At 53.7% G+C, this 13395-nt stretch carries 15 protein-coding genes; 12 read left to right on the top strand and 3 right to left on the bottom strand.

Annotated features, from left to right (window positions below; all coding sequences use genetic code 11):
- Positions 1–12: 12 nt before the first annotated feature.
- Genes lpxD through IEV29_RS02475 form a run of 6 tightly spaced genes read left to right on the top strand, consistent with a single transcriptional unit; the run spans position 13 to position 4956 of the window.
- On the top strand, positions 13–1068 hold the full coding sequence (gene lpxD / locus IEV29_RS02450) for a UDP-3-O-(3-hydroxymyristoyl)glucosamine N-acyltransferase (RefSeq protein WP_188379680.1): 1056 nt from the start codon (positions 13–15) through the stop codon (positions 1066–1068).
- A 9-nt stretch (positions 1069–1077) separates the two neighbouring features.
- Positions 1078–1563 (top strand): 3-hydroxyacyl-ACP dehydratase FabZ, encoded by a 486-nt coding sequence (gene fabZ / locus IEV29_RS02455; RefSeq protein WP_188379681.1) that lies wholly within the window; start codon positions 1078–1080, stop codon positions 1561–1563.
- Positions 1564–1565: 2 nt separating this feature from the next.
- Positions 1566–2351, top strand: a complete 786-nt coding sequence (lpxA, locus tag IEV29_RS02460) for an acyl-ACP--UDP-N-acetylglucosamine O-acyltransferase (RefSeq protein WP_188379682.1) — start codon at positions 1566–1568, stop codon at positions 2349–2351.
- 25 nt (positions 2352–2376) lie between these two features.
- Positions 2377–3513 carry a lipid-A-disaccharide synthase gene (gene lpxB / locus IEV29_RS02465; protein ID WP_188381038.1) on the top strand — a complete coding sequence of 379 codons (1137 nt, stop codon included), beginning with the start codon at positions 2377–2379 and terminating at the stop codon, positions 3511–3513.
- 13 nt (positions 3514–3526) lie between these two features.
- Positions 3527–4165 carry a ribonuclease HII gene (gene rnhB, locus IEV29_RS02470; protein WP_188379683.1) on the top strand — a complete coding sequence of 213 codons (639 nt, stop codon included), beginning with the start codon at positions 3527–3529 and terminating at the stop codon, positions 4163–4165.
- Between the two features lie 2 nt (positions 4166–4167).
- Positions 4168–4956, top strand: coding sequence for a TrmH family RNA methyltransferase (locus IEV29_RS02475; protein ID WP_188379684.1), 789 nt, complete (start codon positions 4168–4170; stop codon positions 4954–4956).
- Between the two features lie 19 nt (positions 4957–4975).
- On the opposite strand, the gene ppsR is transcribed toward IEV29_RS02475, so the two are convergent.
- Positions 4976–5815, bottom strand: a complete 840-nt coding sequence (gene ppsR / locus IEV29_RS02480; protein ID WP_188379685.1) for a posphoenolpyruvate synthetase regulatory kinase/phosphorylase PpsR — start codon at positions 5813–5815, stop codon at positions 4976–4978.
- A 173-nt stretch (positions 5816–5988) separates the two neighbouring features.
- Between ppsR and ppsA the strand changes: the two genes are divergently transcribed.
- The 3 genes from ppsA (at position 5989) to IEV29_RS02495 (ending at position 9940) form a co-directional block, all read left to right on the top strand.
- Complete coding sequence (ppsA, locus tag IEV29_RS02485; RefSeq protein ID WP_188379686.1) at positions 5989–8427, top strand: phosphoenolpyruvate synthase; 2439 nt, start codon at positions 5989–5991, stop codon at positions 8425–8427.
- 96 nt (positions 8428–8523) lie between these two features.
- Entirely contained in the window at positions 8524–8961 is a 438-nt protein-coding gene (locus tag IEV29_RS02490; protein WP_188379687.1) for an NfeD family protein, read from the top strand.
- Positions 8962–9013: 52 nt separating this feature from the next.
- Positions 9014–9940, top strand: a complete 927-nt coding sequence (locus IEV29_RS02495) for an SPFH domain-containing protein (protein WP_188379688.1) — start codon at positions 9014–9016, stop codon at positions 9938–9940.
- A gap of 61 nt (positions 9941–10001) precedes the next feature.
- Here IEV29_RS02495 and smpB read toward each other — a convergent pair whose 3' ends face one another.
- The gene (gene smpB / locus IEV29_RS02500) at positions 10002–10451 is read right to left on the bottom strand and encodes an SsrA-binding protein SmpB (RefSeq protein WP_188379689.1); all 450 of its coding nucleotides are present in this window, start codon (positions 10449–10451) and stop codon (positions 10002–10004) included.
- A gap of 62 nt (positions 10452–10513) precedes the next feature.
- Here smpB and IEV29_RS02505 point away from each other — a divergent pair, with 62 nt between their 5' ends.
- Positions 10514–10945 carry a type II toxin-antitoxin system RatA family toxin gene (locus IEV29_RS02505; protein ID WP_188379690.1) on the top strand — a complete coding sequence of 144 codons (432 nt, stop codon included), beginning with the start codon at positions 10514–10516 and terminating at the stop codon, positions 10943–10945.
- Complete coding sequence (locus tag IEV29_RS02510) at positions 10938–11252, top strand: RnfH family protein (RefSeq protein WP_188379691.1); 315 nt, start codon at positions 10938–10940, stop codon at positions 11250–11252. Before IEV29_RS02505 ends, IEV29_RS02510 begins: the two co-directional genes overlap by 8 nt.
- Positions 11253–11285: 33 nt before the next feature.
- On the opposite strand, the gene IEV29_RS02515 is transcribed toward IEV29_RS02510, so the two are convergent.
- Positions 11286–11759: a DUF4124 domain-containing protein gene (locus tag IEV29_RS02515; protein WP_188379692.1), complete on the bottom strand. Its 474-nt coding sequence runs from the start codon at positions 11757–11759 to the stop codon at positions 11286–11288.
- Positions 11760–11934: 175 nt separating this feature from the next.
- Between IEV29_RS02515 and guaB the strand changes: the two genes are divergently transcribed.
- Entirely contained in the window at positions 11935–13395 is a 1461-nt protein-coding gene (gene guaB, locus IEV29_RS02520; RefSeq protein ID WP_188379693.1) for an IMP dehydrogenase, read from the top strand.

Genomic DNA, 13395 nt, shown 5'->3' on the forward strand with positions numbered 1-13395 from the left:
TGCAAGGCAACGATGAGCACTCGACTAGGTGATTTGGTCGAACGCTTTGGAGGCCGATTGATAGGCAATGCCGATCTGTCTGTGATCGGCATTGCGCCTTTAAGCGACGCGACTTCGTCGCATATTACCTTTCTATCCAATCCCAAGCTGAGATCACAGGCGGCAAAGACGCAGGCTGCCTGCCTGATTCTTTCCGAAAAAGACAATGAGGCAATCGGCACGGATTACGCCGGTGCCAGACTTGTCGCGGACAATCCGTATGCTTATTTTGCGCGCGCGGCACAGTATTTTGTGGCTCAGTCTGCGCCGCCGCCCGTAGCAGGTATCCATCCAACGGCTTTCGTACATGAAGCCGCGACGATCGCGTCGACCGCGACGATCGGTCCGCATGTCGCAATTGAAGCCGGCGCCGTGATCGCCGATGATTGCGTCATCGATGCAGGTTGTGTCGTTGGCAGAAATGCTTATGTTGGTGCGGGTACGCATTTCCATCCGCGTGTAAGTTTTCTGGATGGGTGTCGGATTGGTGCGCGTGGCATTATTCAATCTGGTGCCGTGATCGGTGCCGATGGCTTTGGTTTTGCCAATGAAGCTGGCGCCTGGATCAAGATCCCGCAAACCGGTGCCGTGGTTATCGGTGATGATGTTGAAATCGGTGCCAACACGTCAATTGATCGTGGCGCCTTGGCTGATACGGTGATCGAGGATGGCGTCAAACTCGATAATCAAATCCAGATTGGTCACAATTGTCGCATTGGCGCGCATACCGCAATGGCGGGCTGCGTCGGTGTTGCTGGCAGTGCAATTATTGGAAAATATTGCACCTTCGGCGGCGCGGCCATGATTCTTGGTCATTTGACCATTGCCGATAAAGTCCATATTTCTTCTGGCAGTCTGGTTTCGCGCTCAATCAGCGAGCCGGGTCAGTACACGGGTTTTTATCCATTGGCAAAAAATGCCGAATGGGAAAAATCTGCCGTGATCGTGCGCAATTTGCCGACAATGCGTGAGAAAATCCGGGAGCTTGAAAAAAACATCAAATCGCTTGGCGATCCAACGGAAGAATAGAAATACAGAATGAACACTCCAGTTAGCAAAACACTCGATATCAACCAGATCAAACAATACCTGCCGCATCGCTATCCGCTGTTGCTGGTTGATCGTGTGTTGACCTGGGAGTCGGGAAAGTCGATTACTGCAATCAAGAACGTTACGGCAAACGAAGAGTTTTTCAACGGTCACTTCCCGCACAAGCCAGTCATGCCCGGTGTCCTGATGATCGAGGCACTGGCGCAGACTGCAGCCTTGCTTTCCTTCCTGACGATGGGTGTAAAGCCGGATGACAACAGTGTCGTCTACTTTGTTGGTATCGATGGTGCGCGGTTTAAACGTCCGGTCGAACCTGGCGATCAGTTGAAGATGGAAGTCGAGATTCTGCGTAATGCCCGTGGCATCTGGAAATACAAGGCGGTGGGTACTGTCGATGGTCAGATCGCACTGGAAGCAGAACTCATGTGCACGATGCGTACGATTAGCGACGCGACTCAGCCAGCAGGGCAGTAACAATGGCAATTCACCAGACAGCGCTGGTTGACCCTGCTGCGAATATTGATCCGTCTGTCGAGATCGGTGCCTATTCGGTTATCGGTCCTAATGTCAGAATCGGGGCAGATACCACGATTGGCCCGCACGTCGTGATTGAAGGCCATACGACAATCGGAAGCGGCAATCATATTTTTCAGTTTGCTTCAATTGGTGCCGCGCCACAGGATAAAAAATATGCCGGTGAGCCGACCCAACTGAGTATCGGTGACAACAACACCATTCGGGAGTTTGTCACAATCAATCTGGGCACGGTGCAGGATGGTGGTATTACGCGTCTTGGCAGCAATAACTGGATCATGGCGTATGTGCATATCGCGCATGACTGTCAGCTTGGTGACAACATTATCTTGGCCAATAACGCAACGCTTGCTGGCCACGTGCATCTGGAAGACTGGGTGTTTCTGGGCGGCTTCACATCCGTGCATCAGTTCTGTCGTATCGGTGCGCATGCGATGACCGCATTTACTGCTGCCGTCAGTCAGGACGTCCCTCCATTTGTGACTGCTGCAGGTAATCGTGCTGCGCCAGCCGGTATCAATAGCGAAGGCTTGAAGCGCCGTGGCTTTAGTAGCGACCAGATCGCGGCAATCAAGCGCGGTTATCGCATTGTCTATCGTTCAGGCCAACCTCTGGAAGAAGCCAAGGCTTCCTTGCAGCAGGAAGAACAGAACTCGCCAGCGGCAGCACCGTACCTCAAACAGTTGCGCGAATTCATCGACGCCTCTCCTCGTGGCATCATCCGCTAGTCTGGCTGGGCGACATACCATCGCCATGGTCGCCGGTGAAACTTCCGGCGATCTGCTTGCCAGCCGTCTTCTTTCCGGTTTGCGATCTCAATTACCCGATGCACACATGCATGGCATTGGTGGTCCGCACATGGCCGAGTATGGTTTCGTCAGTGATTTTCCAATGGAAAAGCTGTCAGTGCGTGGCTTGTTTGAGGTACTCGCGCATTACCGTGAAATCAAAGGGATTCAAAACGATTTACGGGATCAGTTGCTGCAGGCACGTCCGGCGGTATTTGTGGGTGTCGATGCGCCGGATTTCAATCTCGGGTTGGAGGCGCAGCTCAAACATGCCGGGATCCCGACCGTGCATTTCATCGGTCCGTCGATCTGGGCATGGCGTGGTGGACGCATCAAGAAAATTCAGCGCTCCGTTTCGCACATGCTGGTGATTTTTCCGTTCGAGGAAGAAATCTATCGGCAGGCAGGTGTGCCTGCGACCTATGTCGGTCATCCCTTGGCGCAAGTGATCCCGATGGAGCCGGATCAGGTTACGGCAAGAAATGTACTTGGCCTGAAGCAGGATAATCGTGTGGTTGCGATTCTGCCTGGCAGTCGCATGTCTGAGCTCAAGTACAATGCAACCGCTTTTGTTGGTGCGGCAAAATTATTATTGCAACGCGATCCGGATCTGCAGTTTGTGGCGCCGATGGCGGGTGAGACACGTCATCGTTATTTCCGCGAGTTGATTGCACAGGCGGGATTGCAAGATGTACCTTTGCTGGTCACCGATGGGCAGTCGCATCAGGCGCTGGCGGCAGCGGATGCAGTACTGGTTGCATCCGGAACGGCCTCGCTCGAAGTCGCCTTGTTCAAGAAGCCAATGGTGATTGCCTACAAGATGATGCGTGCGTCCTGGCATGTGTTGAAACACATGGGTTATCAACCCTGGATCGGATTGCCGAATATTCTGGCGCGTGAGTTTTTGGTCCCCGAGCTGTTGCAAGATGCAGCAACGCCGCAGGCACTTGCAGATGCAGTCTGGCTCCAACTGGAAGATCAGCCGCATCGTGCACGTCTGCATGAACGTTTTGTTGCGATGCATCACAGTTTGCTGCGTGATACGGCAACGGAAAGTGCGCAAGCCGTCATGCAGGTGATTACCGATAGTAAAGCGTCCTGATCAATTTGTTGCCATGAAAAAAAGCGAAGCCAGTCTGTCTTTATTCGATGCGTTTGAAGACGACATCATCTGCGGCGTGGACGAAGCGGGTCGTGGTCCGCTCGCAGGGCCCGTGTTTGCGGCAGCCGTGATTCTCGATCCTGCAAAGCCTATCGCTGGTTTGCGTGATTCCAAGAAGTTGAGTGAAGCACGACGCGATGCGCTCGCCGAACTGATCAAGTCTCACGCCTTGGCATGGTCGATAGCGCAGTGCTCCGAACAGGAAATCGATACTCACAATATTCTGCAAGCCAGCATGCTGGCCATGCGTCGGGCAGTTGAATCCTTGTCGGTCAAGCCAACGCTTGCCTTGATTGATGGTAATCGTTGCCCCGTGATGACGGTGCGTTCGGAAGCCATTATCAAAGGTGACGACAAGGTGGAAGCGATTTCTGCCGCCTCCATTCTGGCTAAGACGGCGCGTGATGCCGCGTTGTGCGAGTTACATGTGCAGTATCCGCATTACGCGTTTGATCAACACAAAGGCTATCCAACGGCACTGCATCTGGAACGTTTGCGTCTGCATGGTATTTCGCCCGTACATCGTACCTCGTATGCACCAGTGCGCGCATTGATGCAAGAGACAATGACAGCCTACGTCAAGAGCGTGTGACGATGCATGTCATTACCTCGCGTGATAATGCGCACTACAAGGAGCTGAAGCAACTGGCGACCAGTGCGCAGGCACGTCGCAAAGCAGGGCAGTCGATTCTGGACGGCGTACACCTGTGTAAAACCTGGCTGCAAGAACTCGGTATGCCATTGTTATGTGTGGTTGGCGAGAGCGCACTGCAGAATGCGGAAGTACGGGATGTGGTGCAGCAATGCGAGCAAAGTGACGTGCGTATCATCAATGTGCCGGACGCTTTGTATGCGCCTTTGAGTCAGGTTGAAAATGGCATTGATCTTCTCTTTCTGGTAAAGACACCTGCGCCGACCATGCCCTCCCAATTGGCGCTTTCGGCGGTGTTGCTGGATCAGGTGCAAGATCCGGGCAATCTTGGTTCCATCATGCGCAGCGCAGCGGCTGCAGGCGTCAAACAGATCTTTTGCGCCAGTGGAACCACGCAGGCATGGTCGCCCAAGGTACTGCGTGCGGGTATGGGAGCGCATTTTGTTCTCGACATTTTCGAGAATGTCGATTTGCATGCCTTGATTACATCGGCACGGATTGATGTGGTGGCAACCAGTTCGCATACCGAACAGAGTCTTTATGACCTGGATTTGTCTCATCCTGTTGCCTGGCTGTTTGGTCATGAAGGACAGGGCGTTGATCCCGCATTGCTTGCGGCGGCATCGCATCGCATTGCGATTCCGCATTTGGGCAGCATGGAGTCACTCAACGTGGCCGCGAGCGCAGCGGTCTGCTTCTTCGAGCAGGTGCGTCAACTGACGCAACGTTAATGTGTTCAGCGTCGCGCGATCATCGTGCCCGTGCTTCCATTCGAATCTCCTGCAAGATGGTTGCCGCAATTTCTTCAATCGATTTGGTGGTGGACGACATCCATCGAATGCCTTCGCGACGCATCATGCGTTCCGCTTCATGCACTTCATAGCGGCAGTTGCTTAATGCAGCATACTTGCTGTCAGGAAATCTTTCATTGCGAATCTCCGCAAGACGATCCGGTGCAATCGACAGGCCAAACATCTTTCCCCGATAAGGAATGAGGCTGGACGGCAATTTCCCTCGCTCAAAATCATCAGGTGTTAAGGGGTAATTGGCTGCCTTAATACCGTACTGCATGGCAAGGAAGAGCGTGGTCGGTGTTTTGCCGGAACGCGATACGCCCACCAGAATAACGTCGGCATCTTCCAGATTCTTGCTGGATTGGCCATCGTCATGTGCCAGTGAAAAATTGATGGCTTCGATCCGACTTTTGTATTCGTCGGAGTCGGTACTGGTATGGCTGCGGCCGATGGTATGCGTTGCCTTGAGGCCAAATGCCTGTTCCAGCGGTGCAATAAAGGTCTGGAACAAGTCCATATATACACCTTGCGAATTGCGCAAAATGTCCGACAATTCATCTTTGACCAATGTGGAAAAAACGATCGGTCGCTGTCCCTCCTGCTGAAATGCTTCATTGATGGCGCGTGCTGCCTTCTCAGCCTTCTCGACGGAGTCGATGAAGGGAATGCGTACCGTGCGTACCTTGATTTCAAATTGACTGAGTACCGAATGACCGAAGGTTTCCGCTGTAATGCCTGTGCCATCCGACACAAAGAAAACGGTACGCAAAGGATGCGGAGCAGGGATAGTAGGCATGTCGATGTAAGAAAAATGTAAGCAATTAAATTATCTACACAATATTCCGTATGGTTCATGATTAGGTAGAATATTTTTCAACTGCTCGCTTGTTTCGCTATAGGAAAATAGTCAAAACGGCTGGCTGCAATGCATCCACAGACATTTCTTCTCACCCCTGAAAGAGGTTTGGTATGGCAAACGCATTACATCCAGAGAGCAGTGCTTCGGTAACGTCTCTGGATTCCTATGTTCTCCCCTTCGAGCAGTTGCGCATGACAGACGTGATGTCTGTCGGTGGCAAGAATGCTTCGCTTGGCGAGATGATCAGTCAGTTGGCAAGCGCGGGTGTGCGCGTACCCGGTGGCTTTGCAACGACTGCACAGGCGTTTCGCGATTTCCTCTCTTTTACGGATACGGGGCCTAGTCTGGCACAACGCATTGCGGATCGTCTGGATGGCCTGGATGTGGAAGACGTACGTGCTTTGGCAGAGGCGGGTACGCAGATTCGCCAATGGATTGTCGAGACGCCGTTCCCGCCACGCCTTCAGCAAGAGATTCAACAATCTTACGATGCGCTGGTAGCAGAAAGCGGAAGTAATACATCCTTTGCCGTGCGTTCGTCCGCGACCGCAGAAGATCTGCCGGATGCGTCGTTCGCGGGCCAGCAGGAAACCTTTCTGAACGTTGTGGGCATTGATAACGTACTGGAAGCCATCAAGGAGGTCTTCGCCTCACTTTATAACGATCGTGCGATTTCCTATCGTGTACATAAAGGCTATGTGCATGCCGATGTTGCCTTGTCGGCTGGTGTGCAACGCATGGTGCGCTCGGATAAAGGTGCTGCGGGCGTGATGTTTACACTCGATACCGAATCCGGTTTTTCAGATGTGGTTTTCATTACATCGAGCTACGGTTTGGGCGAAACGGTCGTGCAAGGCGCGGTCAATCCGGACGAATTCTATGTGCATAAGCCGATGCTGGCGCAGGGCAAGAAACCGATTATTCGTCGCAACATTGGCTCCAAGCTGATCAAGATGGTTTTCACCGACGAAGCCCGTGCAGGTAAATCCGTACAGACGGTCAACGTTGAAGATAAAGACCGTGATCGCTATTCGTTGAATGATGACGAGATCATCGAATTGGCACGCTATGCAGTCATCATTGAGAAGCACTATGGGCGCCCCATGGATATCGAGTGGGGCCGCGATGGTCAGGATGGCAAGCTCTACATCCTGCAGGCGCGTCCAGAAACGGTGAAGTCGCAACAGTCGGCAAGTGATGTGCAACAACGTTTCCGCATGAAGGGCAACGGTAAGGTTCTGACGACGGGCCGTGCAATTGGTCAAAAAATTGGCTCCGGACGCGTGCGGGTCATTCTCGATCCCGCAGATATGGAACGCGTGCAACCGGGCGACGTGCTGGTAGCAGACATGACCGACCCGAACTGGGAGCCAGTCATGAAACGTGCCGCGGCGATTGTCACCAATCGGGGCGGTCGTACCTGTCATGCGGCGATTATTGCGCGGGAACTGGGCGTGCCGGCGGTTGTTGGCTGCGGTGATGCAACGGAACTGTTGCGCGATGGCGTCGAAGTTACCGTATCGTGCGCAGAGGGTGATGAAGGCAAGATTTACGAAGGTGTGCTGGAAACGGAAGTCACCGAGTTTTCGCGAGGCGATCTGCCCGAGTTGCCACTCAAGATCACCCTCAATATCGGTAATCCGCAACTCGCGTTCGAATTCCAGGGCATCCCGAATGCCGGCGTTGGTCTTGCACGTCTTGAGTTCATCATCAACAACAATATCGGCGTACATCCAAAGGCCATCATCAGCTATCCAAACATTGATGCCGACTTGCGTCGCGCAGTTGAGTCGGTGTCGCGTGGTTACGATTCGCCGCGTGACTTCTACATCAGCAAACTGACCGAAGGCATTGCAACGATTGGCGCAGCCTTCTGGCCCAAGCCGGTGATCGTGCGCTTGTCCGACTTCAAGTCGAACGAGTACAAGAAACTGATTGGCGGTTCGCGTTACGAGCCGGATGAAGAAAATCCAATGCTGGGCTTCCGTGGTGTGGCGCGTTACCTTGCACCTGATTTTGCAGAAGCTTTCCGCATGGAGTGTCTGGCACTCAAGCGTGTACGGGAAGAAATGGGCCTGACCAATGTCGAGATCATGGTGCCGTTTGTTCGTACACTGGGTCAGGCGGAACGCGTGATCGATCTGCTGGGGCAGAATGGCTTGAAGCGAGGCGAAAATGGTTTGCGTATTGTCATGATGTGCGAAGTGCCGTCGAATGCGATTCTGGCCGAGCAGTTCCTGAACTACTTTGATGGCTTCTCGATCGGTTCCAACGATCTGACGCAGTTGTCGCTGGGTCTGGATCGCGATTCCGGTATGGAAATTTTGTCTGCAGATTTCGACGAGCGTGATCCTGCGGTCATGGTCTTGTTCTCGCAGGCGATTGCAGCTTGCCGCAAGCAGAACAAGTATGTCGGTATCTGTGGTCAGGGGCCATCCGACCATCCTGATTTTGCCGCATGGCTGATGCAGGAGGGAATCGGCTCACTCTCTCTCAATCCGGATTCTGTGGTGGAAACCTGGCAGGCACTTGCCGCCAGACTGAAATAAGACAGAATCACCACCGGTCTGTTTTTTGTCCTACACTGCCGTTGTTTGCCCTTTGGCAAGCAGCGGCAGTGCTGTTTTCAGAACAAGAGGATATGCATGAGTGACTGGATGATTTGGTTTGCCATTGCCTGTGTGCTGGTCGGGCTCGAAATGGCTTCCGGGACTTTTTATCTGTTGATGATTGCCATTGGCGCCGCCGCAGGCGGAATCGCCGCCTTGTTGGGGCTGGATGGCCTGGCGCAATGTGTCGTGGCAGCTCTGCTGGCAGCGATTGCGACCTTTGGGTTGCGTCGCAGTGGCTTCGCTAAAAAAGCGGTGGTCGATGCCAATCGCGACCCGAATGTCAATCTCGATGTCGGTCAGTTACTGGAAGTACATGCGTGGCATGTGGTTGCAGGCGCTGCTGCGACGGCACGCGTACGCTATCGTGGTGCCTTATGGGACGTCGAGCTCGAAGAGGGCGGTCATCCTGTTGCTGGTGCGTTCGTGATTCGTGAAGCGCGTGGCAATCGCCTGATTGTTTCCAACGTCTGATTGCGCGATCCGCAATCAGCCTATCCATTTACGTCAACATCTGGGAGTGCCCATGTTTGGTTCGACTACGACTACCGTTCTTTTTTTGCTGATTGTCGTCATTGTTTTCATCATCAAGACGATCAATGTGGTACCGCAGCAGCATGCCTGGGTTGTCGAGCGTCTGGGCAAATACCATGGCACGCTCGGTCCTGGTCTGAAGATCGTGCTGCCTTTCATCGACCGGATTGCCTACAAGCACTCACTCAAGGAAATCCCGCTGGATGTGCCGATGCAGGTGTGTATCACCAAGGACAACACACAGCTGGAGGTCGATGGCATTCTGTATTTTCAGGTAACCGATCCGATGCGTGCTTCCTACGGTTCGTCCAATTACATTTCCGCGATCTCGCAACTGGCGCAGACCACTTTGCGTTCTGTGATAGGTCGCATGGAACTGGACAAAACATTTGAAGAGCGCGACATGATCAATCATGCGGTCGTCAGCGCGATCGATGAATCCGCAACCAACTGGGGCGTCAAAGTCTTGCGATATGAAATCAAGGATCTGACGCCACCGCGTGAAATCCTGCATGCGATGCAATCCCAGATTACGGCAGAACGTGAAAAGCGTGCGCTGATTGCCGCATCGGAAGGTCGCAAGCAGGAGCAGATCAATATCGCCAATGGTGAGCGCGAAGCCGCGATTGCCCGTTCGGAAGGTGAGAAGCAGGCGGCCATCAACCGCGCACAAGGCGAAGCTTCTGCAATTCTGTCAATTGCGGTCGCAACGGCAGAAGCGATTCGCAAGACTGGTTCTGCCATCCGCGAGCCAGGTGGTGAAGATGCGGTGAACCTGAAGGTGGCAGAACAATATGTCGATGCCTTTGCCAAGCTGGCCAAGACCAATAACTCGATTATCGTGCCAGCCAATCTGAGCGATATGAGCGGTCTGATTGCGACGGCCATGCAAGTAGTGAAATCACAAGGCAAGCCCTGATTCGCTTGGCAGCAGAAAGTAAAACGGCACCAGTTGGTGCCGTTTTTTATGGTGACAGCGCTTAGCGCCGGTTCTGCTTCATGACGGACTGGATTTCACGTTGTGTATCACGTGTGCGCTCGGCATCGCGTTTATCGTGCTGCTTCTTGCCTTTTGCGAGGCCGATTTCGCACTTGATGCGACCACGCTGATAATGCAGATTCAACGGTACCAGCGTATAGCCAGACCGCTCGACCTTGCCGATCAGTTTCTTGATTTCGTCGCCCTTGAGCAGAAGTTTGCGCGTGCGTACCGGATCAGGCTTGATGTGCGTGGAAGCTGTTGCCAGCGGACTGATGTGGGCGCCAAACAGGAAGACTTCTCCCTTGCGGACGATGACATAGGCTTCCTTCAATTGCACGCGGCCATCGCGTATGGACTTGACTTCCCAGCCTTCCAGTACAAGACCCGCCTCAAAGCGCTCCTCGATGAAATAGTCGTGGAAGGCTTTTCTGTTATCAACAATGCTCATGAGTTTCGGCGATGGGTCAGGTAAAATGGCAACTTTGCGATTCTATCAAACGGTTCTATTCGATGGCGGCAGTTCATAAATCGGTCTTGCTCGGTTACAGCGCAGAACAGATGTTCGAGCTGGTTGATCGGGTCGAGGATTATCCTCAGTTTCTTCCCTGGTGTGGCGGCGTCGAGGTCAAAGAACGAACGGAAAACAGCCTGGTTGCCACACTGATTATCAATTTTCACGGCGTCAAGCAAAGTTTCACGACCGAGAACAGAAACGAGCGGCCTGTTTCCATGACGATGAGTTTGCGGGAAGGGCCATTCAAGCACTTGAACGGCACCTGGACGTTCAAGCCTTTGCGCGCCGATGCGTGCAAGATTGATTTCGATCTGGAGTATGAGTTTTCCAATCGCCTTATCGAGTCGATTATCGGCCCCGTGTTCAACATGATCGCAACCAGTTTTGTGGACTCGTTCAGCAAGCGGGCGGAACAGGTCTATGGCTGATTCGACGCCATCGATTCATATCCAGGTCTGCTACGCACGGCCGGAGCAGCAGGTATTGGTCGATCATATTGTGGCAGCAGGCACAACCATCCAACAGGCCATCGAGAGCAGCGGCATTATCGATAAGATGCCGGAAATTGATATTTCAGTGTTTCGCGTAGGGATTTACAGCAAGATCAAGACACTCGATACCATCGTACGGGAGCATGACCGAGTCGAGATTTATCGGCCTCTGATTGCCGATCCCAAGGATTCACGACGTCGGCGAGCGAACAAAACCGAGCGGGAAACAAAAAAGCCGGATTAACCCGGCTTTTTTGTTTTCTGCTGTTGGCGTGATTTACCTGCACTGATCCTTCATTTGTTCCGTGTCTTTCAACGCCTTGGCGCGCTCTTCGTCCGTCATGTAGGTGCGTTCACCGGAAGGCGTAATCTGGCGGATTCGATCACCGGATTCCAGCTGGCGGCGATATTGCGCAATCTGCTCACACGCTTTCTGACGATTTGCCTCTTGCTGCGCTTTTTCTGCATCCTGCTTTTCTTTCTCGGCTGCCTCCGCGCGCCGCTTCAGAAAGGCTTCATTTTTTTCTGCAAGGATGGCATCGGGCTTCGGCCCGGGTGGCGGAGGCGGCCCTTTCAGTTGCAGGCCCGGCGATTTCAGGATGCGGCTGGGCGGCACGGAGGCTGGCGGCGGGGTGTCGGAATACTGTCGCACACCTCTTTCGTCTTGCCAGACGTACTGGGCGGCAGCCGCACCACTGCAGAGCGCGAGGATGACTGTCAGAGAAACGGCGCGTACAGATGGAAAACTCATCAAATTCCTTGGTAGACGGGATATTGCGCAACGTGGACGATGCACCATGAGCCTGATTTTCGTCATGCTTGGAGGGGAAGTCAAATTAGCGACGAAACGACGTTGTTTTGATGCGGACAGCGACGGCACAAAAGGATTTCTGTATAATTCGCTTTTGCGCCAATAGGAAAACACTATGCGTCTCTTACAAAAAGCACTCACATTCGATGACGTGCTGCTGGTACCGGCTTACTCGGACATTCTCCCTAAAGACACTTCCCTTGCCACGCGACTTTCGCGCAACATCACTTTGAATATCCCGCTGCTGTCGGCAGCGATGGATACGGTGACCGAGGCACGTCTGGCGATTGCCATGGCGCAGGAAGGCGGTATCGGCATCATTCACAAAAATCTGACGGCACGTGAACAGGCACGTGAAGTTGCCAAAGTTAAACGCTTTGAATCGGGTGTCGTGCGCGATCCGATCACGATTCCTCCGAATACCAAGATTCGTGACGTGATTGCGCTGTCCGAACAGCATGGCATCAGCGGTTTTCCTGTGGTCGAAGGCAACAAGGTTGTCGGCATCATCACCAACCGCGATTTGCGCTTTGAAGGCGAGCTGGATGCGCCGGTCAGCGCCAAGATGACGCCGAAAGACAAGCTGGTGTACGTCAAGGACGGTGCCGATCTGTCGGAAGCCAAGCGCCTGATGAACAAGCATCGTCTGGAGCGTGTGCTGGTCGTCAACGACGAGTTCGAGCTGCGTGGCCTGATCACCGTAAAGGATATTCAAAAAGCAACCGAACACCCAATGGCGTCCAAGGACGGCCTCGGTAAATTGCGTGTCGGTGCAGCGGTTGGTGTCGGTCCTGACAACGATGAACGTATCGATTTGCTGGTCAAGGCCGGCGTCGATGTCATCGTGGTCGATACGGCACATGGTCATTCCAAGGGTGTACTGGATCGTGTGCGCTGGGTCAAAGACAACTACAAGAATGTGGATGTCATCGGCGGCAACATCGCGACGGCTGCGGCTGCCAAGGCATTGGCAGATCATGGCGCCGATGGCGTCAAGGTCGGTATCGGCCCAGGCTCGATCTGCACCACGCGTATCGTCGCGGGTGTTGGTGTGCCGCAAGTGACGGCGATCTCCAATGTGGCCGAAGCCCTCAAAGGTACGGGTATCCCTTGTATCGCTGACGGCGGCATTCGCTTCTCGGGCGATATCGCCAAGGCACTGGCTGCCGGCGCATCGAGCGTCATGATGGGCAGCATGTTTGCCGGTACCGAGGAAGCGCCGGGCGAAGTGATCCTGTTCCAGGGCCGCAGTTATAAGTCGTACCGTGGCATGGGTAGTCTGGGTGCGATGGCAGAAGGTTCTGCCGATCGTTACTTCCAGGATGCGGCAAACAACGTCGACAAGTTTGTGCCGGAAGGTATCGAAGGCCGCGTGCCATACAAAGGCAGCGCGATTGCGATTCTGTACCAGCTGGTTGGTGGCGTGCGTTCTTCCATGGGTTACTGCGGCTGCGCAACCATCGATGAGTTCCGCGAACGTGCCGAGTTTGTCGAGATCACGTCGGCAGGTATGCGTGAGTCGCACGTACATGACGTGCAGATCACCAAGGAAGCACCAAACTACCGCGCAGACTGA

The organism is Oxalicibacterium faecigallinarum, from assembly GCF_014635705.1.
Classification (GTDB): Bacteria; Pseudomonadota; Gammaproteobacteria; order Burkholderiales; family Burkholderiaceae_D; genus Oxalicibacterium; species Oxalicibacterium faecigallinarum.